At 43.4% G+C, this 21,322-nt stretch carries 21 protein-coding genes; 17 read left to right on the top strand and 4 right to left on the bottom strand.

Annotation, left to right across the window (positions count from 1 at the left end; translation table 11 throughout):
- Position 1: 1 nt before the first annotated feature.
- The 4 genes from WCY03_RS03145 to bioD are packed head-to-tail and all read right to left on the bottom strand — an operon-like array spanning position 2 to position 3,869.
- Positions 2-1,390, bottom strand: a complete 1,389-nt coding sequence (locus tag WCY03_RS03145) for a HAMP domain-containing sensor histidine kinase (protein WP_345993541.1) — start codon at positions 1,388-1,390, stop codon at positions 2-4.
- Positions 1,391-1,399: 9 nt separating this feature from the next.
- Complete coding sequence (locus WCY03_RS03150; protein WP_345993542.1) at positions 1,400-2,338, bottom strand: aminodeoxychorismate synthase component I; 939 nt, start codon at positions 2,336-2,338, stop codon at positions 1,400-1,402.
- Entirely contained in the window at positions 2,325-3,203 is an 879-nt protein-coding gene (locus WCY03_RS03155; RefSeq protein ID WP_345993543.1) for an aspartate carbamoyltransferase catalytic subunit, read from the bottom strand. Before WCY03_RS03155 ends, WCY03_RS03150 begins: the two co-directional genes overlap by 14 nt.
- 21 nt (positions 3,204-3,224) lie before the next feature.
- Positions 3,225-3,869 carry a dethiobiotin synthase gene (gene bioD, locus WCY03_RS03160; protein ID WP_345993544.1) on the bottom strand — a complete coding sequence of 215 codons (645 nt, stop codon included), beginning with the start codon at positions 3,867-3,869 and terminating at the stop codon, positions 3,225-3,227.
- A 46-nt stretch (positions 3,870-3,915) separates the two neighbouring features.
- Between bioD and WCY03_RS03165 the strand changes: the two genes are divergently transcribed.
- The 17 genes from WCY03_RS03165 to fliH all read left to right on the top strand — a co-directional run bounded on the left by WCY03_RS03165 (position 3,916) and on the right by fliH (position 21,311).
- On the top strand, positions 3,916-5,151 hold the full coding sequence (locus WCY03_RS03165; RefSeq protein ID WP_345993545.1) for an aminotransferase class I/II-fold pyridoxal phosphate-dependent enzyme: 1,236 nt from the start codon (positions 3,916-3,918) through the stop codon (positions 5,149-5,151).
- An 83-nt stretch (positions 5,152-5,234) separates the two neighbouring features.
- Positions 5,235-5,534: an ATP-dependent Clp protease adaptor ClpS gene (locus WCY03_RS03170; protein ID WP_345993546.1), complete on the top strand. Its 300-nt coding sequence runs from the start codon at positions 5,235-5,237 to the stop codon at positions 5,532-5,534.
- Complete coding sequence (gene clpA, locus WCY03_RS03175) at positions 5,534-7,714, top strand: ATP-dependent Clp protease ATP-binding subunit ClpA (protein ID WP_345993547.1); 2,181 nt, start codon at positions 5,534-5,536, stop codon at positions 7,712-7,714. The genes WCY03_RS03170 and clpA overlap by 1 nt, the downstream gene beginning before the upstream one ends.
- 3 nt (positions 7,715-7,717) lie before the next feature.
- On the top strand, positions 7,718-8,395 hold the full coding sequence (aat, locus tag WCY03_RS03180; protein WP_345993548.1) for a leucyl/phenylalanyl-tRNA--protein transferase: 678 nt from the start codon (positions 7,718-7,720) through the stop codon (positions 8,393-8,395).
- A gap of 95 nt (positions 8,396-8,490) precedes the next feature.
- The gene (locus WCY03_RS03185; protein WP_345993549.1) at positions 8,491-9,054 is read left to right on the top strand and encodes a hypothetical protein; all 564 of its coding nucleotides are present in this window, start codon (positions 8,491-8,493) and stop codon (positions 9,052-9,054) included.
- Positions 9,055-9,096: 42 nt separating this feature from the next.
- The gene (locus tag WCY03_RS03190; protein WP_345993550.1) at positions 9,097-10,077 is read left to right on the top strand and encodes a transaldolase; all 981 of its coding nucleotides are present in this window, start codon (positions 9,097-9,099) and stop codon (positions 10,075-10,077) included.
- A complete protein-coding gene (locus WCY03_RS03195; protein ID WP_345993551.1) occupies positions 10,074-11,279 on the top strand; it encodes a PilT/PilU family type 4a pilus ATPase in 1,206 nt (401 codons plus the stop codon). Before WCY03_RS03190 ends, WCY03_RS03195 begins: the two co-directional genes overlap by 4 nt.
- A gap of 53 nt (positions 11,280-11,332) precedes the next feature.
- Positions 11,333-11,869, top strand: a complete 537-nt coding sequence (locus tag WCY03_RS03200; protein WP_345993552.1) for a 50S ribosomal protein L25/general stress protein Ctc — start codon at positions 11,333-11,335, stop codon at positions 11,867-11,869.
- Between the two features lies 1 nt (position 11,870).
- Positions 11,871-12,419, top strand: coding sequence for an aminoacyl-tRNA hydrolase (pth, locus tag WCY03_RS03205; RefSeq protein ID WP_345993553.1), 549 nt, complete (start codon positions 11,871-11,873; stop codon positions 12,417-12,419).
- Between the two features lie 12 nt (positions 12,420-12,431).
- Positions 12,432-13,496: an LptF/LptG family permease gene (locus WCY03_RS03210; RefSeq protein ID WP_345993554.1), complete on the top strand. Its 1,065-nt coding sequence runs from the start codon at positions 12,432-12,434 to the stop codon at positions 13,494-13,496.
- Between the two features lie 72 nt (positions 13,497-13,568).
- The gene (gene lysA / locus WCY03_RS03215; RefSeq protein WP_345993555.1) at positions 13,569-14,783 is read left to right on the top strand and encodes a diaminopimelate decarboxylase; all 1,215 of its coding nucleotides are present in this window, start codon (positions 13,569-13,571) and stop codon (positions 14,781-14,783) included.
- 4 nt (positions 14,784-14,787) lie between these two features.
- Positions 14,788-15,582, top strand: coding sequence for an HAD-IIA family hydrolase (locus WCY03_RS03220; protein WP_345993556.1), 795 nt, complete (start codon positions 14,788-14,790; stop codon positions 15,580-15,582).
- Positions 15,579-16,667, top strand: a complete 1,089-nt coding sequence (gene pheA / locus WCY03_RS03225) for a prephenate dehydratase (protein ID WP_345993557.1) — start codon at positions 15,579-15,581, stop codon at positions 16,665-16,667. Before WCY03_RS03220 ends, pheA begins: the two co-directional genes overlap by 4 nt.
- Positions 16,657-17,751 carry a histidinol-phosphate transaminase gene (hisC, locus tag WCY03_RS03230; RefSeq protein ID WP_345993558.1) on the top strand — a complete coding sequence of 365 codons (1,095 nt, stop codon included), beginning with the start codon at positions 16,657-16,659 and terminating at the stop codon, positions 17,749-17,751. Before pheA ends, hisC begins: the two co-directional genes overlap by 11 nt.
- 9 nt (positions 17,752-17,760) lie before the next feature.
- Positions 17,761-19,488, top strand: coding sequence for a flagellar basal-body MS-ring/collar protein FliF (gene fliF / locus WCY03_RS03235; RefSeq protein WP_345993559.1), 1,728 nt, complete (start codon positions 17,761-17,763; stop codon positions 19,486-19,488).
- 1 nt (position 19,489) lies between these two features.
- Positions 19,490-20,515: a flagellar motor switch protein FliG gene (fliG, locus tag WCY03_RS03240; protein WP_345993560.1), complete on the top strand. Its 1,026-nt coding sequence runs from the start codon at positions 19,490-19,492 to the stop codon at positions 20,513-20,515.
- A gap of 4 nt (positions 20,516-20,519) precedes the next feature.
- Complete coding sequence (fliH, locus tag WCY03_RS03245) at positions 20,520-21,311, top strand: flagellar assembly protein FliH (protein ID WP_345993561.1); 792 nt, start codon at positions 20,520-20,522, stop codon at positions 21,309-21,311.
- Positions 21,312-21,322: the final 11 nt, after the last annotated feature.

A 21,322-nucleotide genomic window follows, 5' to 3' on the forward strand; every position in this document is an offset into this window, starting at 1 on the left:
TTTAGTTTATAGGCAATTTCAATCTGAAGCGTGCGCCTCCGCCTATATTACTTACGTCTATAGCTCCTCCAAGATGGTTCTCGACGATCATCTTGCTCATATATAATCCTATTCCCGTACCGTTCTTGCCTTTTGTACTGAAATATGGTTCGAAGATCTTTTCTTTGAGATCTTCGCTGACCCCGCCGGCGTTGTCTTTTATGTAGATGTACACGGATTCGTCCCCGTCGCACTGATCTATGTTTATATTGACTACGGGATCGGCGGGATTTTTCAGCATCGTTGCATCTATGGCGTTGTTAATGATGTTTATGAGTACCTGAACAAGCTCGTTCGTATGCGTCTGTACGGTTATGTTGTTCTGGCAGTAGAAATCGATGGAGATATCTTTTGCCAAAGCTCTTGGAAGCGTAAATGTTACCGCTCTTTTTACGATCTTACAGATATCGATGGTCTCTTTTTCCTTGTTCGGCTGAAAATATGTCTGAAAATCGTCGATGGTCTCCGAGAGGTAGATTATGGTGTTTGAGATGTTTTCAAGTTTGTCCAGTATCTCTTTTGTCGTGACCTCGTTTAAGATGGAGCTGATCTGAAGATTGGATATCTGAAGCGTAATGTTTGAAAGAGGCTGTCTCCATTGGTGAGCGATCATGCTTATCATTTCGCCCATCGCCGCCTGTCGCGACTGTGCGACGAGAATAGTGTCTTTTTTCAAAAGCTCATTGACCTTTTGTTCGACCTGTTTTTCGAGATTTTGGTTTATCTCTAAAAGCTCTTTTGTCTTTTGGTTCACTTCGTTTTGCAGTTTTAAGGAGAAGTTTTCCAACTCTTTGTTCTGTTTTTGTATGGTCGCTTCATCCTCGTCTATCTTTTTTCTATAAAGCTGCAAAATTATAGATATGACGATCAGACCGAGCGCAAGATATGAGATCTGGTACAAAGTATAATATGTCGCGACAAATGATTGAATTTTGAGTATGAACATGACCGCTATAAAAGCAGACAGCCAGTAGACGCCGTTTTTATCCTTAAAATACAAAAGCACGACGGGGTAGGTGAATATCCAGATGTGCCTAAGTTCGGATGGAGGGTTAAAGAGTATAAGAAAATTGAAAAATATGAGGTATTCAAAACATAAGATCGTGGTTATATACTCGAAATATTCTCTTTTTATCCGCAGCAGACTAAAGAGCATGATGTTAAAAGAGACGATACCGATCTCTATATAAAGCAGAGTGAGCTCTTTTACCAGATAGTTGTGCACGGCGGCATACATGATCGCCAAGGAAGAAAGGATGAACGATATGTTTACCATGCTGTAGCGGTTTTGTATCTTTCTTTCGTTCTTGTCAAAAGAGAGACCGCTCGTTAAAAAGTTGTTAAAATCCATATACCGCCTTTAGGGAATATATATTTTATCAATAAGTTCTTTATATTCGCTTTGTACGTCGCTGTCTAAGGTTATACCGCCGCCGCTTTTGTAGATAAGTTTTCCGTCCTTTTTTTCAATGAACCGTATCATCACCGCGCTTTGAAGCTCTTGTCCGTCAAAAAAACCGAATATTCCGCTGAAATAGCCTCTTTGATATGCTTCGATTTTTTCGATGAGTTCGACGGTCTTTCTTTTAGGCGTGCCGCTGATACTGCCGGCAGGAAGCAGCTTTAAGAGTATTTGAGAAAGGTTCTTTTGCCAATCAAAAGGCAGGCAGCCCGTTATCTTCGAGCTTACATGCAGAAGCTTTTTTTCTCCTGCATTTATCACTTCGGTATATCTGAACTTTTCCACTTTGATATCTTTGGCGACGATGCCCAGATCGTTGCGAAGCAGATCGACTATCATCACATGTTCTGCCATCTCTTTTTCATTTGAAAGTATCTTCTCTTTCGCATTTTCCACCGAAGCGTCTATCGTCCCTTTCATTGGAAATGTAGAGATTCGGCTGCCCTGTATCGTGACGAACCTTTCGGGTGAAAAGCAGACAAACTCGTCTCTCACTCTTAGTTTAAACGGGGCGTTGGCGAGTTGAAATATCTCTTTTAGGTCATGATCGCATTCTACTGCCGTGGGCGCGGTCAAATTAAAAAGATAGGTGTTTCCCGCTTTGATGTTCTCGATCACTTCATCAAACTTTTTTTTGTACTCATAAAAAGAGATCGGGTGTTTGATAAGTGAAGCATCATGTTTTTTGTATGTGAAGTTTTCATCAAATGTAAACTCGATGTCGTTCTTTGCAAGTTCGTCGAGTCTGTAAACCTCTATGCAAGAGGCTTTAAAATCCGTGAAGAAGAGAAAGGGCTCTTTGGCGGATGCCAGAGAGTCTATTTTATTTAGCATCATATATGAGTTTTTTAAGCACCGCCATACGGATGTTCACACCGTTACTTACCTGATTTAGGACTTTGCATCTCTCATCTGCAAGAAGCGCATCGTCTATGTCGATGTTTCTGTGCACGGGTCCCGGGTGAAGTATAATGATGTCGCGGTCGCCGACAAGCTCTTTTGTGACGCAGAAATCGCTTGCATAGTCTTTTAGAGAAGCGTAGTTTTGAGAAGAGTGGCGTTCGGTCTGGGTTCTAAGACTCATAACGGCGTCCACGCTTTGTAACGCTTCTTTGAGGCTGTGCGTCGTCTTCAAAGGTGTTTTCGGCAGAAACTGCGGCGGAGCGACGAGAGTCACGTCCATACCGAATCTGCTCAGCAGTTCTATGTTCGAGTTGGCGACGCGGGAGTTTTTGATATCTCCGACTATCGCGATGCGTTTGCCTTTTACATCGCCGAAATGCTCTTTTAGGGTGTAGAGGTCAAGAAGTGCTTGTGTCGGATGGGCGTGAGCTCCGTCGCCGGCATTGATGATGGAAGCTTTCGTATGATTTGAGAGAATCTTTGGGACACCCGCGTTTTCATGACGCACTATGATGGCATGAGGGCCCATCGCATCGAGGTTCATAGCCGTATCTACCAGCGTTTCGCCTTTTTTCGTAGAACTTTTTGCGACGTCGAGATGTACTATCTCCGCACCAAGACGTTTTGCGGCTATCTCAAAAGAGCTTTTCGTCCTTGTGGAGTTTTCAAAAAAGAGCGTGATGATGATCTTATCCTGCAGGATCCGCTCAAACCTGCCGTCACTGAATTTTTTCGCATCTTTTAAAATGGTCTCTATCTCTTGTATCGTCAAGTCGTCTGTACGGATTAAATGCTGCATGATCACACTTCTTATAATTTTTTATAGATTATACAAGAGTTCACATATAGAATCAATATCATCGCTCACTTTTAAGACCTTTTGCCCTGTTTTTATAAAATAGGGCTCGGATACGACGCTGAAACTTTTTTCCTCGCCTTTGCAGTTGAAAACAGTGATATACGGTATATTCGCACTTTCTAGCGCTTTTTCGCTCAGCAGGGTGTCGTTGATGCATCCAAGCGAACAGTGCGTCACAAGAAGGGCTTTTGCGTTTAAGAGTTTGATGAGGTCTATCATCATGGTTTTTTCGTCAATAGGTACGTAAAGGCCTCCGGCACCTTCGATGAGGACGATGTCTGAAAATGCTTCCATCTCCTCTATCTTTTGGAGGATCTTTTTCAGGTCAAGCGGTGTGTTGCCCGAAGCAACAAAAGGAGCGGCAGGAAGAGGGTAGGTGATAGGGACGATATCTTCGACCTCCAGCGACCAGAGTTTGGGATTGAGCCCTTTGACGCACTCCAAAAGTTCTTCTCCGTCAAGCGGATAATCGACGACTCCCGTCTCGATAGGTTTGATCACTCCTACTTTAAGACCGCGCTCGGCAAAAGCTTGTAAAAGTAGTTTTGTCGTATAAGTTTTTCCGATATCAGTATTTGTTGCGGTTATAAAGATTCTTCTTTTCATATGCCAACTTTCGTTATAATGTCACAATTTTATAATAGGTTTGCTAATGAATCGCTTTGAGAACTTTTGTACGAGATTTGTCCAGTCGACAGGGAAAAAAGAGGGTGCGGTAAGCCCGGTTATCACGGGTTCCGCTTCATTTGCATACGGCGACAGCGAAACGGCGGAGGGTATATTTGAGGGAAGCGTGAAAAAACCGCTTTACTCGCGTATGGGCAATCCGACCTCCGCACAGCTTGAGAATATTTTGGCGGATATGGACGGGGGCATCGGCGCAGTCGTCACGAGTTCGGGAATGGCGGCTACGACTCTTGCTACGATATCGCTTCTAAAGAGCGGTGACGAGCTGATAAGTATCGGAGGCCTTTTTGGGGGTACGTACTCATATTTCAGCGAAACGCTTCCCCGTTTTGGGATAAGTACCTCTTTTTTTGACGTGGACGAACTAGATGCTATCAAAGACGCGGTCAACGAAAACACGAAGATCATCTTTTTAGAAAGCGTAGGAAATCCCAACATGCGTCTGCCCGATATGAAAGCCATAGCCAAGATAGCAAACGACGCGGGCGTGGTTCTCATAGTCGACAACACGATAACGCCGATGAGCATAGCGCCCCTAAAGCTCGGTGCGGATATCGTCGTTTACTCGACGACAAAGATCATCAGCGGAAACGCTTCTGCTCTGGGCGGTGCTGCGGTGTTTCGTGCTGTTGCCGAAGGTGAAGACAAGTTTAAGAGCGCAAGATATGCGGATATTCATAAGTTCATAGAGAAGATAGGCAAAACCGCGTTGATAGCAAACGCCAAAAAACGTGCGATGCGCGATTTTGGGATGAGTGCGAGCGCATATAACAGCTATTTGACCATGCTCGGTCTTGAGACCTTGCCGCTTAGAATGGAAAGGATCATCGGCAGTGTAGAAAAAGTGGTAAAAGGACTGAATGAAAGAGGGTTGAAAGTAAATCATCCCTGCCTCTCTTTTCATCCTCATCATGAAAGATACATAACCGATTTTAAAAACGGATGCGGCACGCTTTTTACCTTGGATATGGGGAGTAAAGAAAAAGCGTTCTCTTTTTTAAACAAAACGAAAATCGCGACTCTGACGGCCAATATCGGAGACAACAGAACACTGGCTCTGCATATGGCGTCGACCATATACCGCGATTTTGACGAAAAGACAAGAGTGTTTCTCGGGATAACCGAAGGGCTTGTCCGCGTATCGGTAGGGCTTGAAGATCCTTTGGATATCATTGATGATTTTTTAAATGCGGCGAAATAGATATTTTTTTAAGCCAACTAATACGAAAAAATAGGTAGAGTTAATTATATAATATACAAACAGACTATTTTTAGGAAACCATTTTGGATACAAAAACAGATAATGAGCTGGACAGTGAACTTTCGCTGATGACGCCAAAGCGTTATAAAGTGCTTCTTTTAAATGATGACTACACCTCTATGGATTTTGTGATAGATATCTTGATGAACGTCTTTCATAAAAACTATCAGCAAGCAGAGGTCATCATGCTTGAAATACACAGAACGGAGAGAGGACTTTGCGGAGTGTACAGTTATGAAATAGCCGAAACAAAGGTGATGCAGGTTCACAAACTGGCACGGGAACAGGGATTCCCTCTAAAAGCAGTAATGGAGGAAGAGTAATGATAAGTGCGGAATTAAACTCTATATTTCAAAAATCTCTCTCATATGCAAAAGACCAAAGACATGAATACCTGACGATAGAGCATGTATTTTTCTCTATATTAGGCTCCCCCGAAGGTATGGCGATTATAAAAGAGTGCGGAGCCGATCCGCATGTCATGCGTGAAGAACTCGCCGAATATATTATGACGAGCATGGAGTCTCTCCCCGAAGATGTCATAAGTGATCCTTACGAGACTGTCGGACTCTCCCGCCTGATAGACAAGATGATACGCCATATACAAAGCGCACAGAAACCGAGTGCCGATGTGGGTGATCTGATTGCTGCGATATATGAGGAGGAAAATTCCTACTCTTGCATGCTGTTAGAAGCTCACGGGATAGAGCGGATAGACGTCTTGGCAGCTATCTCCCATCAGGAGAGCATTTCTGTTTCGGATGAACAGCAAGAAAGCGCGCTTGCAAAATATACGATCAACCTTCTGCAAAAAGCAAAAGAGGGTGCTATCGATCCGATAATAGGAAGAGACAATGAGATTCAAAGGGTGATACAGACCCTTTGCAGAAGGAAGAAGAACAACCCTCTGCTCGTAGGCGAACCGGGAGTTGGAAAAACTGCCATAGCCGAAGGACTCGCGCTACGTATTAGCGAGGGTGATGTTCCCGACATCATCAAAGACGCTCCCGTATTTGGACTGGATCTTGGAGCGCTGCTTGCGGGGACAAAATACAGAGGTGATTTTGAAAAACGTCTCAAAGGCGTCATAGATGAACTCAAAGGTGTCAAGAATGCAATACTTTTCATAGACGAGATTCATACGCTTGTCGGTGCGGGAGCGGTAAACGGCGGAGGTATGGATGCTTCAAACCAGCTCAAACCCGCACTCGCTTCGGGCGAGCTCAAATGTATGGGTGCGACGACGTACGGGGAGTTTAGAAATATTTTTGAAAAAGACAAAGCGCTTTCTCGCCGTTTTGCGAAGATAGACGTCGATGAACCGACACTGGAGGACAGTTACCTGATACTAAAAGGACTGGCTCCAAAGTATGAAAAACATCATGACATAAAATATACCGACAAAGCGCTTCGTGCGGCGGTAGATCTGTCGAAAAAATATATTTCGGACAGATTTTTGCCGGATGTCGCGATCGATCTGGTGGATGAAGCGGGAGCATCATTTCATCTGCACCGTCGCAGACGCAAAACGGTGACTCCGCATGATATAGAGGCGATCATCTCTAAAATCACGGGCATGCCAACATCGAAGATAGGTGAAGACGATATCGAAAGACTCGCTTCTTTACAAGAAGATCTTAAAGCCGTGGTCATCGGTCAGGATGAAGCGGTTCAAAAAGTAAGCGAAGCTGTAAAACGCTCCCGCGCAGGGCTTATGGGTGAAGATAAACCGATTGCATCGTTTTTATTTTCCGGACCTACGGGCGTCGGTAAAACAGAACTTTCCCGTGCTCTTGCTTCGGTGCTCGGAGTACATTTCGAGCGTTTTGACATGAGTGAGTATATGGAGAAACATTCGATTTCACGTTTAGTCGGAGCACCTCCCGGTTATGTCGGGTTCGAGCAGGGCGGACTTTTGACCGAAGCAGCAAGAAAGCACCCATATATGGTGTTGCTGCTTGACGAGATAGAAAAAGCGCACCCCGATCTTATAAACATACTGCTTCAGGTGATGGACAGCGCCGTTCTTACGGATAATAACGGGTATAAGGCAAACTTCAAAAACGTGGTGCTCATTATGACCTCAAACGTAGGTGCGACCGAGCGCAATGTCATGGGATTCAATGCAGACAGTTCGCTCTCCCGCGGAGAAGCTTTGAAATCTTTCTTTACGCCGGAGTTTAGAAACCGTCTTGATGCAATCGTCGAGTTCAAACCGTTGAAAATGGAGATAGTCGAGCGCATAGTGAGAAAATTCGTCAACAACATAAATAAAGAACTCGGCAAGAAAAAGATATCTCTGCATATAAGCGACAAGGCTGTGGGATATATAGCGCAGATGGGCTACGACAAAGAGATGGGAGCAAGACCTTTGGTGCGTTTCATCCAAGAAAACGTCAAAAATCCGCTGACCGATGAGATGCTCTTTGGAAAACTCAGACATGGCGGAAACGTATATATCGATTTTAATAAAAAGCTGACGTTCGATTTTCAAGAGAAATAGATATTGTATATCCCTAAACTTACGCATCGGTTAAGCTTCCCGGATCCAGAAACCGCCTGTGAAGAGGGCATCGTCGCATACGGAGGAGATCTGAGCCCCTCACGCCTTATGCTTGCGTATCAAAGCGGAATATTTCCATGGTATGCAGAAGGTGATCCGATCCTTTGGTGGTCGCCCGATCCGCGTCTTATCCTTGAACTCTCCGATTTTAAGCTGCGCCGTTCTCTTAAAAAAAGGATGAAACACTTTACCTATAGGTTCGATACGGCTTTTGCGGAGGTGATAAAAGAGTGTTCCAAGATTCCACGCAAAGGACAGAACGGAACATGGATACGGCCCGAGATCATCGAAGCTTATACCGTACTTCATGGAATGGGCAAAGCTCACAGCGTCGAAGCTTATCTTGACGGCGAACTTGTAGGAGGTGCCTACGGCGTGGTAGTGGGCGGCGTATTTTGCGGCGAAAGCATGTTCGCCAAGGTCGATGATGCTTCAAAAGCCGCATTTGCAGTGCTTGTCGAACATCTCAAAAAATGGGGTTACAGTTTCATCGACTGTCAGGTTCCGACACCGCATCTGCTGAGTCTTGGAGCAAAAGAGGTAGCACGCGAATATTTTCTGACCCGTTTAAAAGATGTCGTTTACGATGAAATAAAACATGAGTGGCAGATAGAAAAATGACCAATATATATCTAAGATATCATTAAACCGCTTCTTTTAAAAAAAATATATCCTTAAGTTAATTTATTTATAATTGTGTTAAAAAGGAGTGAAAGATGAAATATATGAAGTTACTGATGACGGCAATGGCCGCCATACTGTTTTTTTCGGGATTTTGGTCGGGCAAGAGTAACAGCGATCTGAGAAAAGAGCGTTTAAAAACAAACAAAGAGACATTGGCTTATCTTTATAAATATGCTCCAAAATCCAAGGAAATGATAAGAAGAGCCTACGGATACGCAACGTTTACGAATCTTGGAGTAAACCTTGTCATCCTTTCCGCAGAGGGCGGAAAAGGTGTCGCACACAACAACAAAACAGGCAAAAACATATATATGAACATGGCTTCAGGCGGAGTGGGACTCGGTCTGGGAGTCAAAGACTTCAGGGTCGTTTTCATCTTTGAGAACAAAAAAGTGTTTGATAATTTCGTAAATCACGGATGGGAAGCAAACGCGCAGGCCGATGCTGCTGCCAAAGCCGGAAAAAAAGGCGGTGCTGTAAATGCCGCTATAACGGTTGCACCGGGTGTCAGACTCTATAAGCTTACTCAAAACGGGCTTGCTCTTCAAGCTACGATACAGGGGACAAAGTACTGGAAAGATGGAGATTTGAATTGAAAGATGATATAATCTTCATCAAAATATAATGTAGGTGAATGTATGTATATAAAAGATCTGAAGTTTTCTCTGTGGGCCGATTTTATCGAGCGTGATTATCTGGATAAAGAGTTCAAGCAGCTTATAAACCAGGGCATCATAAACGGTGCGACAAGCAATCCTGCTATTTTTAAAAACGCCATCCTTTCCTCGCCGGCTTATAAAGAACAGCTCTCATCATTAGACGGTCTGTCGGCAAAAGAGAAATACGAAGCTCTTGCTATTTTTGACATACAAAAAGCGGCCGACATTCTCAAACCGCTTTATGATAAAGGCGATGACGGGTATGTAAGCATAGAGGTCGATCCGTTCTTATGTGACGATGCGCAGGCTACCGTAGCCGAAGGCAAACGCCTTCACGATATTATTGCCAGAGACAACATCATGATAAAAGTGCCGGCGACGGATGCCGGATATATCGCCATGGAAGAGCTGAGTGCATCGGGTATCCCGGTAAATGCGACGCTGATATTTTCTAAAGAACAAGCGGTGTCATGCGCAAAAGCGTTTGCACGGGGACAGCAAAGATCAAGTAAAGAGGTCGATACGGTCATCAGCGTGTTTGTCAGCAGGATCGACAGAGCATTGGACGATATCCTGATCTCCAAAGGGATGACCCCTTCACTGACGGGAGTCTATAATGCCGCGGATATCTACAACAGCGTCGAAGCTTTGCAGGTTAAGGGATGCAGGACGCTTTTTGCAAGTACGGGAGTCAAAGGCGACAATCTCAGAGCTTCATACTATGTCGACGAACTGCTGGCCGGTAACAGTGTGAATACGGCACCCATCGATACGATAAAAGCGTATGTGCAAGGCGGCGATAAAACGGCAAAACTTCCTTTAGCACAAGAAAAGATCGATGCTCTTTTTCAAGAGCTAAAAGAGGCTGAGATAGATTTTGACGAGGTCGTCCGTATTCAGATCGAAGATGGGCTCGAAGCGTTTAAAGAAGCATTCAAAGAGATATTGGAGAACTTATGAACAATCCACAACCCGACGGAAACGTAGACGTATCAAAACTTACGTTCGAGACGCTAAAAAGGATCAGAGCATATCTGAAACGTATGATAGAAGCAGGAGGGAGCGACCTGCACGTAAAAGCGAATTCGGTCGTACGCGCCCGCATAAACGGTGAGATCATTCCTCTTTCTGGAGAGGTGTTCTCTTACGAGAGCTCCATCATTTTTGCAAAAGAGCTTTTAAGAAGCAGGTTCGGCGAATTCGTCGAAAAAAAAGAGCTAGACCTTGTCTATCCGTTTGACGAAAACAACAGGTTTCGTGTAAATATCTTTTTTCAGATGGAAGGGGTATCGGCAGTTTTTCGTCTTATTCCGGTGAAGATATTGACCATTGACGAACTTTTACTGCCTCAAGTCGTTCATCAGTTCACCCATATGGAGCGCGGGCTTGTTCTAGTTACGGGAGTAACGGGTAGCGGTAAATCAACGACGCTTGCAGCGCTTATAAATGAGATAAACTGGTCAAAGCGCAGACATGTCATCACCATCGAAGACCCGATCGAATTCGTACATAAAGATCGAAAATGTATCGTAAACCAAAGAAGCGTGGGTCAGGATACGCTCTCTTTTGCAGCGGCGCTTCGTGCAGCGCTTCGTGAAGATCCCGACATCATACTTGTCGGGGAGATGAGGGATAGGGAGACCATAGAGATCGCTTTGCATGCCGCCGATACGGGTCACCTTGTCTTTTCCACCCTGCATACGCTCGATGCCAAAGAGACCGTAAACCGTATCATTTCGACATTCCCGACAGATGAGCAGAACAGGATACGTTTGACTCTGGGAAGTGTTTTAAAGGGCGTTATCTCTCAACGGTTGATACCGACGATCGATAATAAACGTATCGCGGCGTTAGAGGTTTTGGTCCGTACTCCGAGGATCGAGCAGCTTATCAAAGAGAATCGCGACGACGAGATAGTCGATACGATGTATGAAGGTAAAGATATTTATGGTTCCCAGACCTTCGATCAGGCTATTTTAGACCTTTATCAGATGGGAAAAATATCACAGGAAAAAGCTTTTGAATTTGCTACGTCTCCGTCTGATTTGAAACTGAAAATGGAAGGTCTCAACGACATATCCGCGACGCCTTCATCTTCAGATGAAAAGAGCGACGGCAAAAAAGAGTACAGACAAGACGAGATATTTGAACTAAAAGAATAAATTTACATTTTTTTTGATATAATTACGCCCATTTTTAAAATTAAGGATTTAGTATGTTAGAAGGCATAATTAGAGAGAGTATCGGTAAACGTGGTACGAAAGCGTTGCGTCGTGATGGATATCTAATTGCAAATATTTACGGAAAAGGTGTTGAAAACATCAATGCTGCATTTAAATCAAATGAGTATATCCGTGCTGTTCGCAACAAAGAAACTATCGCATTCCCTGTAAACGTCGGTGGAAATGAGTTGAATGTTGTCGTTCAATCATACGAATCTCATCCTGTTACGGGCGAGCTGCTTCATGTTGACCTTATGGTAGCGCAACAAGGTGTAAAAGCACATTATTTTATCCCTGTTGAAACAACGGGTACGGCATTAGGTCTTAAAAACAAAGGTATGGTAAACATCTCGAAAAAACGTTTACGCGTAAAAGCTGCCGTTGAAGATCTTCCAAGAGCGATCGTCGTTGACGTTACAAATATGGATGTCGGCGATTCAAAAATGATACGCGACCTTGAAAAAATCGAAAACGTGACTTTTACAGACTCAGACCGTGTGGCTGTAGTAAGTATCATCAAAGCAAAATAATATGCTTATCGTCGGACTTGGCAACCCGGGTCCGATGTACGCTCAGACGCGTCATAACATCGGCTTTATGGTGATTGACGAGCTGGTGCGAAAAACTCACGCTACCCCTATCTCCAAAGCTTCGTTTGAAGGTGAACTCTTTAAGTTCAAAGATCATTACCTGCTAAAACCCATGACTTTTATGAATCTTTCGGGCCGTTCGGTATCAGCGGTGAAAAACTTTTATAAAATTGATGATGTTTTAGTTATACATGATGATCTGGATCTGCCTTTTGGTGCGCTCAGATTCAAAAGAGGCGGCGGACACGGAGGGCATAACGGACTAAAGTCGATAGATTCTGCGATCTCAAAAGAGTACGCCAGAGTCAGGATGGGAATAGCAAAACCGCCTTATAAAGGCGAAGTCGTAAACTATGTTCTATCTGCGTTCAATGAAGCGGAAAAAGAGCATTTGGACAAATGGATCAAAGCGGCTGCCGATGCGGTAATGAAACTCGACACAATAAGTCTGGAAGATGTTTCTTCACAGTACTCTATTAAACAAATTTAGATAAAATACCATATGCTCGCATTTAAATATATATCTTTTCATTATCTTAAATATTTTTTGATCATTATGATCGCACTTGTTTTGTTTATGGTCGGTTTCGATTATCTTCAAAACGTGAACGACCTTCCAAAATCGGCCAACCTTCTTTTGATATATCTTGTGTACAGAATATTTTTCGCCATTGACATGCTTTTGCCTCTTGCCCTCGTGTTTGCTATGATATCGACGAAAATATTTCTTATCAGATCCAATGCACTCGTATCTTTTTTCTCATTGGGTTATTCTCGTACGGATATTTTAAAACCCTTTATTTTCGTATCTACCTCTATCATTATTCTTTTCATAGGTGCGCATGCCACGAATTTTGCAAGAGCCGACGAGTTTGCGAACAACATAAGAAAAACGGAACAGTATCTCAATCCTACGAGAAATCTGTTCTTTACCTATGAAGACAAATACATCTACTTTTCAAAACTTTCCCCTTTGCAGAAAAAAGCAACGAACGTAAGAGTGTTTACGGTAAAAGAGGGTGCTTTGAGCGAAGTCATTACATCCAAAGAAGCCGTATATATCGATGGCGACTGGCATCTTAAAAACGCTCATATCATTGAAAAACCGAGCATAGTCGGATTGAAGAATCCGGGAATAAAAATAACCGACAAAAAAGATCTGGCAATATTGCATGATTTTAAACCGAAGATCCTCGATCAGGTCTATGAAGGCAAAGTTAATTTTACGATCGGCGACGCTTTGGATGCTCTTTATCTTTTAAAAAACCAAAATATTAATACGTCGCAGATCAAAAGTGCTCTTTATAAGATATTCGTATACCCTTTCTTCGTACCTGCACTGATAATTATCATCTTTTTCTTTGTTCCCGCCAGCAGCAGATTTTTGAACATATCTTTTTTTACGTTTGTGGCGATACTTTCGACATTGATAGTCTGGGGGATACTGTTCATGATGATAGAGTACGCCAACAACAAGACCGTTTCAAGCGAAGTCGGTATCATTCTTCCCGTACTCCTTTTATTTATAGCTTCTTCGGTGCAATACAGACGTTTTAATATACGCTGATCCTTTTACATATCTCCTTAAGCAAATTTTGGATAGAATCAAAAAAAAATTAAGATTTTTTAAGGATAATGGGTGATCAATTTTCAAGAGTTAGCCGACAAATATAAAACTCCGCTTTATGTGTATGATTTTGACTATATGAGCGAGCAGTATCAATCGTTAAAAGAGGCATTTAGAGGAAGAAAATCGATTTTGGCCTATGCCGTAAAAGCAAATTCAAATCTCAGCGTTGTAAAGCACTTCGCTTCTCTTGGAAGCGGTGCGGACTGCGTCTCTATCGGAGAGGTTAGACGTGCTTTGATGGCAGGAATAGCACCCTATAAGATACTTTTCAGCGGTGTAGGAAAGAGCGACGACGAGATTCGTGAGGCGATAGAGCATGACATTTTATATATAAATGCGGAGAGTATCGCGGAGTTGGAGCGCATAGATATTATAGCCCGCGAACTCGACAAGATCTGCCGTATAAGCGTGAGGGTGAACCCAAATATCGACCCTAAGACACATCCTTACATCTCGACGGGGCTCAGTGCAAACAAATTCGGTGTCGATATCGACAGCGCAAAACGCATGTATATCTTTGCCAAAAACTCTGCGAATCTCGATCCTGTCGGCATTCACTTTCATATAGGAAGCCAGTTGACGGAGCTTGATCCTATCCGAGAATCATCGGAGATAGTCGCCGACCTTGTGCGTTCGCTAAAAGTGATAGATATCGAACTGAAGTTCTTTGATATCGGAGGCGGTATCGGCGTGCAGTATAAAAATGAAACCACGATCGCTCCGTATGATTATGCACAGGCTATCTTATCGACTTTAACGGGACTCGATCTGACCATCGTCTGCGAACCGGGCAGATTCTTAACGGCGAATGCGGGATATTTTCTCACAAAAGTATTGTATGAAAAAACGAACAAAGATAAACGCTTCGTTATCGTTGACGGCGCTATGAACGATCTGATCCGCCCGAGCCTCTACACTGCATACCATAAGATCGAGGCGTTGAAACAAAGTTCTGAAACGACAAAAGCGGATATCGTCGGTCCGGTTTGCGAAAGCGGCGATTTTCTGGCAAAAGATTATGATCTTCCTGCACTTTCTCATAACGACCTTTTGGTAGTTCACAGTGCCGGAGCGTATGGTTTTGGAATGGGAAGCAACTATAACACCAGAGGACGCAGCGCGGAAATCGCACTGCAAAAAGGTGCGCACAGGATCATCCGCAGACGCGAGACGTTTGAAGATATCATCGCTTTAGAGAAAGATTACTTAAAAGAAGACGACTAGAGATATGAATAGACAAAAAGCATACTTTATCGATGTCCAAGGCACTCTTATTGATGATGCAAAAAGAATGCCTGTTCGCGGGAGTATTGAGTTTATCGACAGTCTAAATCTGCAAAAGATTCCCTATATGGTTATCACAAACAATACGAAACATTCAAGCGAAGATTTTTTAAGCTATTTGAACTCTATAGGCTTGAATATTAAAAAAGAGCATTATCTTGATCCTTTGATGCTTTTACAGAGCAAGATCGCTAAGGATCAGGGTCTTGCGGCTTACGGTACGAAAGAGTTTTTGGATGTCGTCGTTTCTATGGGGTACACTTTGGATTATGAAAATCCTCAAACGGTTCTGGTATCGATCAAAAACGATTACAGCTCCGAAGAGTATGCCAGCATCATAGATTTCCTGCTTAAAGGAGCGAAGCTTGTAGGAATGCATGAGACGACCATCTACGCAAAGAATTCAAAAAGATATCCCGGTGTAGGTGCTATACTCAAGATGCTCTCATTTGCTACTTCCGTTTCTTACGAAGTCGTTGGAAAGCCGAGCGATAACTTCTACGCAGAAGCGCTAAAAAGGATTAAAGAACAGATGAGTTCGATCGCGTTTGAGGATATTACGATAATAAGCGACGATGTAAAAGGCGATCTGACGGGCGCCGCAATATTTGGAATGAAGACGGTCTTTGTACTCAGCGGAAAATACACAAAAGCAGAAGAGATCATCCCTTTGCTCAAAGAGGATGAAAAACCGGACTTTATATTCGAGGATATGCAAGACGTGATGGAGAGACTATGAAGAACTTGGAAGAGTGCAGACAGCATATAGATAAGATAGACGATCAGATATTAGAGCTTTTAAACAAGCGCATGAAGGTTGTCGAGCGTGTCGGCGTGATTAAGAACGAAACGGGCGGAGCGATATACAGACCTGAACGTGAAAAAGCGATCATCAAGCGCTTAAGCATAAAAAACAGAGACAGCGGCGGATTATTGAACGATTCGGCGATAGAAGCGATATATCTGGAAATATTCGCCGTAGCACGTAATCTGGAGCTGCCTGAACGTATAGCGTATCTGGGACCGGAAGGAAGCTTTACCCATCAAGCTGCAGAGAGCCGTTTTGGAGCGATGAGCAGCTATCTTTCGCTTAGTTCCATACAGTCGGTCTTTAAGACCATCGAGGCGGGACGCGCAAAATTTGGTGTAGTGCCTATCGAGAACTCCCGTGACGGAGTGGTAGGCGAAACACTGGACCTGCTGGCAAAATCGCCTATTAAAATAGTCTCCGAACTCTATATGCCGATCCATATGGCGTTTGTCTCAAAAGCAAGAGAGTTAAAAGATATAAAACGTATCTATTCAAAAGATAAAGGATTCGGCCAGTGCAGGGAGTTTTTGCAAGAGCATGAGCTCATCAATATAGAGCAGATCCCTGTCGAATCGACCGCAAAAGCCGCGATACTTGCAGCTGCCGATCCCGAAGCTGCTGCGATATGCAGTCATATAGCGGCAAAACTTTACGGCGTACCGACAATGTTTGAGAATGTGGAAGATACAGTGGACAATACGACCAGATTCGTAATACTGAGCGATTTTAAAAACGGGATCAGCAAAGAGGACAAGACATCGATACTGGTTAAACTCAAAGACCCTTTAAAGGCAGGTTCGCTTGTGAATTTTCTGCAGGATTTCAATAATGAGAAAATAAACCTTTCTAAGATAGAATCACGTCCGTCAAAAGAGAAAAACAAGATGGGATACTGGTTCTTTATAGACTTCTTCGGACATATCGATGATGAAGCGGTGCAAAGAGTCATAAACAAACATCCAAAAGAGGTTACCTGGCTTGGCAGTTATGTAAAGGAAAAATATGGAGTTTAACAAACATTTAGAGAGTATAAAGACGTATGAAGCCGGTAAACCTATAGAGCTTGTCGTAAGAGAGTTCGGTATAGATCCCAAAGATATCATAAAACTGGCAAGCAACGAAAATCCGTTTGGATGTTCGCAAAAAGTACAAGACGCGGTATCGAAAATAGTAAAGAACATGGCTCTTTATCCGGATGATTCGATGTTAAAGCTTAAAAATGCTTTGGCAAAAAGATTCGGCGTGGATATCAAAAACCTTATTATCGGCTCGGGAAGCGACCAAGTCATAGAGTTTATAGTCCATGCAAAACTTGATGAAGATTCGACCGTACTTATGAACAGTGTCACTTTTGCGATGTATGAGATATATGCAAAACAGGTCGGCGCAAAGATAGTAAGAACAGCTTTGCAAGAACATGATCTGGATGAGTTTTATGCGATGTATCAAGAGCATAAGCCCTCGGTCATTTTTTTGTGTACGCCGAACAATCCTACAGGCGATGCGATCGATGCAAAATCTTTGCTCGAGTTTATCGCAAAGATCGATGATGAGACATTGGTCGTCATAGACGGTGCGTACATGGAGTATGCGATCGCAAAAGACGCGTCTAAAAAGATCACGCCAAAAGAGATCGTCGATAGATTTGACAATGTCATCTATCTTGGAACATTCTCCAAAGCCTACGGGCTCGGCGGTATGCGGGTAGGATACGGCGTAGCCTCGTCTAGTATCATCGATGCGCTCTATAAGCTTCGTCCTCCGTTTAATATTACGACCCTTTCGCTTGAAGCGGCAAGCGTTGCTTTGGAGGATGAAGGGTTTGTTCAAGAGAGCATAGAGAACAACTTCAACGAGATGAAACGATACGAAGAGTTTGCTTCGGCAAACTCTATTGAAATAATACAAAGTTATACCAACTTTGTTACATTGTGTTTAAATAAGGGACAAAATTCATCACAATTAGCTGATTCTCTGCTTAAAAAGGGTATGATTGTAAGAGATTTAAGTGGTTATGGTCTTAATGCTGTCAGGGTGACCGTGGGAACACCTGCTCAAAACGATAGATTTTTTGAATTGACTCCACAATTTTTATAACGGGTTTGTATGGATTTTAAGGTACTTTTTTCACAGCTGGTTGTACTTTATTCAAAGCTAAGTAAGGCTCAGCGCATTATAATCGGCGGCGCTATCGTCGGGATTGTCGCATTTTTAGTCTTTTTGGTCGTCTTTACGTCAAAAGGCGAAATGAAGGACAATTATGAGATCCTCTTTGAAAAGCTCAGTAATGAAGATGCCGCCAAAGTGGTGCAGCAGCTCGACAAAGAGAACGTACCATATTCGCTTTCAGACAACAACACGATAAAAGTTCCAAAAAACATAGTCTACAAACAACGTATCTCGATAGCTTCCATGGGAATTCCGACAAATAAAAACGTCGGTTTTGAACTTTTTGATTCCCAGGAGTTCGGCGCTACGAGTTTCGATCAAAATGTCAAATATCTAAGAGCGTTGGAGGGTGAGCTTTCGCGTACTATCTCTGCTCTTGATCCCGTCGAAGGTGCAAGCGTTTCTCTTGCCCTTCCTAAAGAAACTCTATTTGTCTCAAAACAAACAGAGCCGACGGCTTCGGTGATGGTCAAACTCAAAGACGGAAGAACACTTACTCCAAAACAGATCCGCGGCATCAAAAACCTTGTGGCTTCCGCAGTTCCCAAACTTACGATCGAAAATGTTGCCCTTATAAACAGTAACGGCGAAGTGCTTGGCGACAATGACGATTCGACACAGCTCGGAGAACTTTCCGTCGTAGAGCAGAGATATAAATCAAAAGAGGAGAAAAAAAGCGAGCAGAAAATAGTCGACGTTCTTGCTCCTTTCTTGGGCGGAAGCGATCATGTTGTGGCTAAAGTTACCATAGAGTATGATTTTTCGCAAAAAAGTTCCACGTCCGAGAAATACGATCCTGAAAATGTCGTCAGAAGCGAGCAGACGGTAGAGGAAAAACGCGAAGGTTCGACTCCTGCCAAAGTCGGCGGTGTTCCCGGAACGGTAAGTAACATCGGTCCTGTGCAGGGGCTTAAAAGCAATACTACGACCGATAAATATCAAAAAAACAGCGGTACGACGAACTATGAGATATCTAAAACGGTTTCGACTCAAAAAGATCAGTTCGCCCGTATAAAAAGGATCACTGCCGCAGTCGTCGTAGACGGAAAATATCAACATAAGGTCGATAAGAACGGAAATCCGACAAACGAGATGGAGTATGTAGCCCTAGACCAGTCCCAGCTGGATGCGATTGCTTCGCTCGTGTCGCAATCCATAGGGATCAATCAAGAAAGAGGCGACCAGGTATCGATCAAGAATTTTCAGTTTAAAAGTTCCGGTGAAACGGCTACGGGCAATGAGGGCATCACCAAATTCGTATCGTTTACGGATATGTATATTACACCGTTTGCATCCGTGTTTAAGTATGCTTTTGTTCTTATTATTCTGTTTGTACTATACAAAAAAGTCATATCTCCGTTTGCAGAAAGGATGCTTGAGATATCACGCGAGGATGAAGATATCGAGAGACCTGTCCTTGCCGTAGAAGATGATGAAGACGATGATCTTGTAGAAAGGGTGCAGGAGATGCGTAAAAAAGTCGAAGACCAGCTCGGCGTCGGTCAAAACTTTAATGAAGACGAACTCAAATACGATGTCCTTTTAGAAAAAATAAAAACGATTGCCGATGATCATCCGGAAGATATTGCCGCACTTATTCAAAGTCTGCTAAGCGAGGAGTCTGTCGCCAATACACCGAGTTATTCAAAATTGGAGGGACTATAAGATGAATCTTTCTTCAGCACAGCAGGCTCAATTCGAAGAGATGTCGATGACCGAGAAGATCGCAATACTCCTATTACAGCTTGGAGAAGATGTCACGGCCAATATATTTTCGCACCTTTCTGTGGATTCGATCACCGAGATATCAAAGTTCATCGCCACAAACAGATCTATAGACAAGGCAGTGGCTACCGCGATATTAGAAGAGTTTCACGCCATTGTACAGTCAAGCCAGTATTTGACTTCAGGCGGTATGGAATACGCACGAGAGCTGTTATACCGTACGCTGGGACCCGATGAGGCGAAAAAAGTTTTGGACAAACTTTCAAAAAGTATGCAGAACTCACAAAACTTCGCATATCTTTCCAAGATCAAACCGCAGCAGCTTTCCGACTTTATTATCAACGAGCATCCTCAGACGATCGCGCTTATTTTGGCTCATATGGACGCTACGGCAGCGGCGGACGTCTTGGGATATTTTTCAGATGATCTTCGTGCCGAAGTCGCTATGAGGATGGCAAAGCTCGGAGATATTTCACCGTCTGTTATCAAGCGTGTCAGCGCCGTGCTGGAATCGAAACTGGAATCTCTTGCAAGCTACAAGGTCGAAGTCGGCGGACCGCGAGCCGTTGCGGATGTATTTAACCGTCTGGGTGCAAAAGCCTCCAAAGCTACTCTCAGTTCTATCGAACAGATCGATGAAGAGCTTGCATCTGCTATTAAAGAGATGATGTTCACGTTTGAAGATATCTCCAAACTCGACAATAACGCGATCAGGGAAGTGCTCAAAGCTTCGGACAAGCAAGACCTTATGCTTGCGCTTAAAAGTGCGGCTGAAGATCTCAAAGAGAAATTCTTTGCAAATATGTCCCAGCGTGCGCGTGATACGTTTGAAGAGGAGATGCAGTTTATGGGTGCGGTTAAAATGAAAGATGTCGAAGCCGCACAGCGTAAGATCGTAGAGGTCGTAACACAGCTTGCCGAGCAGGGACTTGTTCAGATGGGCGAATCAGAAGAGATGATAGAGTAGACCGATGGATATTTTAATAACGACGGACCGTCTTGACAACCATACGATAGACAAATATAAGTTCAAAGTTTTTTCTCACGGAGATAAAGAAGTCAAAGAGCTCGAAAGTTCCGAAAATTCACAAGAGATCTTTAAACAATTCGATGCAAAAAAACAGGACAATGAAGAACAAAAGCATACGGCTAGCGAAAAAAAGGATGAGTTGGTCGAATCTCTTTTGCAAAAGACGGACGAGATGTCATCAAACTTTATCAAGCTTCAAATGAAACTCGAAGCTTGTGAAGAGGAGTGTGCACAAAAGCTTGAAGCGGCAAAGAAAGAAGCCTATCAAAACGGTATGGACGATGCCAAGGAGCAGTTCGATACAAAACTCGACAATGATAAAATCGTCGCGGTCAATCAGTTTGCCGAGTCCGTTAAAAAGCTTGATGAAAGTGCAAACGAGTATATAAACGTGCTTGAAGGCATAAAAAAGGAGCTCCTGGAAGCCGCTTTGGACATCGCAAGAGAAGTCGTAGAGGTCGAGCTTACTTCCAGCTCATCGAAGGTTGCGGTCACTCTTGCGAACGAACTTATAAAAGACTTGCAAAGCGCGAGCAAGATAAAACTCAAAGTCAATCCCAACGACCATGGTGCAGTATCGGAAAAAGTCGGTTCTCTAGGAAATATCGAGATAATCTCGGACCGTGCGGTAAGCCCCGGCGGCGTGATCGCTATCAGCGATGCAGGCAATATTGACGCACAAATATTAAATCGTTATGAGCGTGTGAAACAAGCGGCGTTAAAAGAAGATTAGGAAGATATGAA

Origin of the sequence: Sulfurimonas sp. HSL-1716 (assembly GCF_039645975.1) — a bacterium.
GTDB lineage: Bacteria > Campylobacterota > Campylobacteria > Campylobacterales > Sulfurimonadaceae > Hydrocurvibacter > Hydrocurvibacter sulfurireducens.

Coding starts and splice junctions, on each gene's coding strand:
- WCY03_RS03220 (WP_345993556.1), top strand. CDS start 14,788: ATGAATAGACAAAAAGCATACTTTATCGATGTCCAAGGCACTCTTATT.
- WCY03_RS03165 (WP_345993545.1), top strand. CDS start 3,916: ATGAATCGCTTTGAGAACTTTTGTACGAGATTTGTCCAGTCGACAGGG.
- WCY03_RS03190 (WP_345993550.1), top strand. CDS start 9,097: ATGTATATAAAAGATCTGAAGTTTTCTCTGTGGGCCGATTTTATCGAG.
- pheA (WP_345993557.1), top strand. CDS start 15,579: ATGAAGAACTTGGAAGAGTGCAGACAGCATATAGATAAGATAGACGAT.
- pth (WP_345993553.1), top strand. CDS start 11,871: ATGCTTATCGTCGGACTTGGCAACCCGGGTCCGATGTACGCTCAGACG.
- fliG (WP_345993560.1), top strand. CDS start 19,490: ATGAATCTTTCTTCAGCACAGCAGGCTCAATTCGAAGAGATGTCGATG.
- WCY03_RS03200 (WP_345993552.1), top strand. CDS start 11,333: ATGTTAGAAGGCATAATTAGAGAGAGTATCGGTAAACGTGGTACGAAA.
- bioD (WP_345993544.1), bottom strand. CDS start 3,869: ATGAAAAGAAGAATCTTTATAACCGCAACAAATACTGATATCGGAAAA.
- WCY03_RS03195 (WP_345993551.1), top strand. CDS start 10,074: ATGAACAATCCACAACCCGACGGAAACGTAGACGTATCAAAACTTACG.
- fliH (WP_345993561.1), top strand. CDS start 20,520: ATGGATATTTTAATAACGACGGACCGTCTTGACAACCATACGATAGAC.
- WCY03_RS03150 (WP_345993542.1), bottom strand. CDS start 2,338: ATGATGCTAAATAAAATAGACTCTCTGGCATCCGCCAAAGAGCCCTTT.
- WCY03_RS03185 (WP_345993549.1), top strand. CDS start 8,491: ATGAAATATATGAAGTTACTGATGACGGCAATGGCCGCCATACTGTTT.
- WCY03_RS03155 (WP_345993543.1), bottom strand. CDS start 3,203: ATGCAGCATTTAATCCGTACAGACGACTTGACGATACAAGAGATAGAG.
- WCY03_RS03210 (WP_345993554.1), top strand. CDS start 12,432: ATGCTCGCATTTAAATATATATCTTTTCATTATCTTAAATATTTTTTG.
- clpA (WP_345993547.1), top strand. CDS start 5,534: ATGATAAGTGCGGAATTAAACTCTATATTTCAAAAATCTCTCTCATAT.
- fliF (WP_345993559.1), top strand. CDS start 17,761: ATGGATTTTAAGGTACTTTTTTCACAGCTGGTTGTACTTTATTCAAAG.
- WCY03_RS03145 (WP_345993541.1), bottom strand. CDS start 1,390: ATGGATTTTAACAACTTTTTAACGAGCGGTCTCTCTTTTGACAAGAAC.
- hisC (WP_345993558.1), top strand. CDS start 16,657: ATGGAGTTTAACAAACATTTAGAGAGTATAAAGACGTATGAAGCCGGT.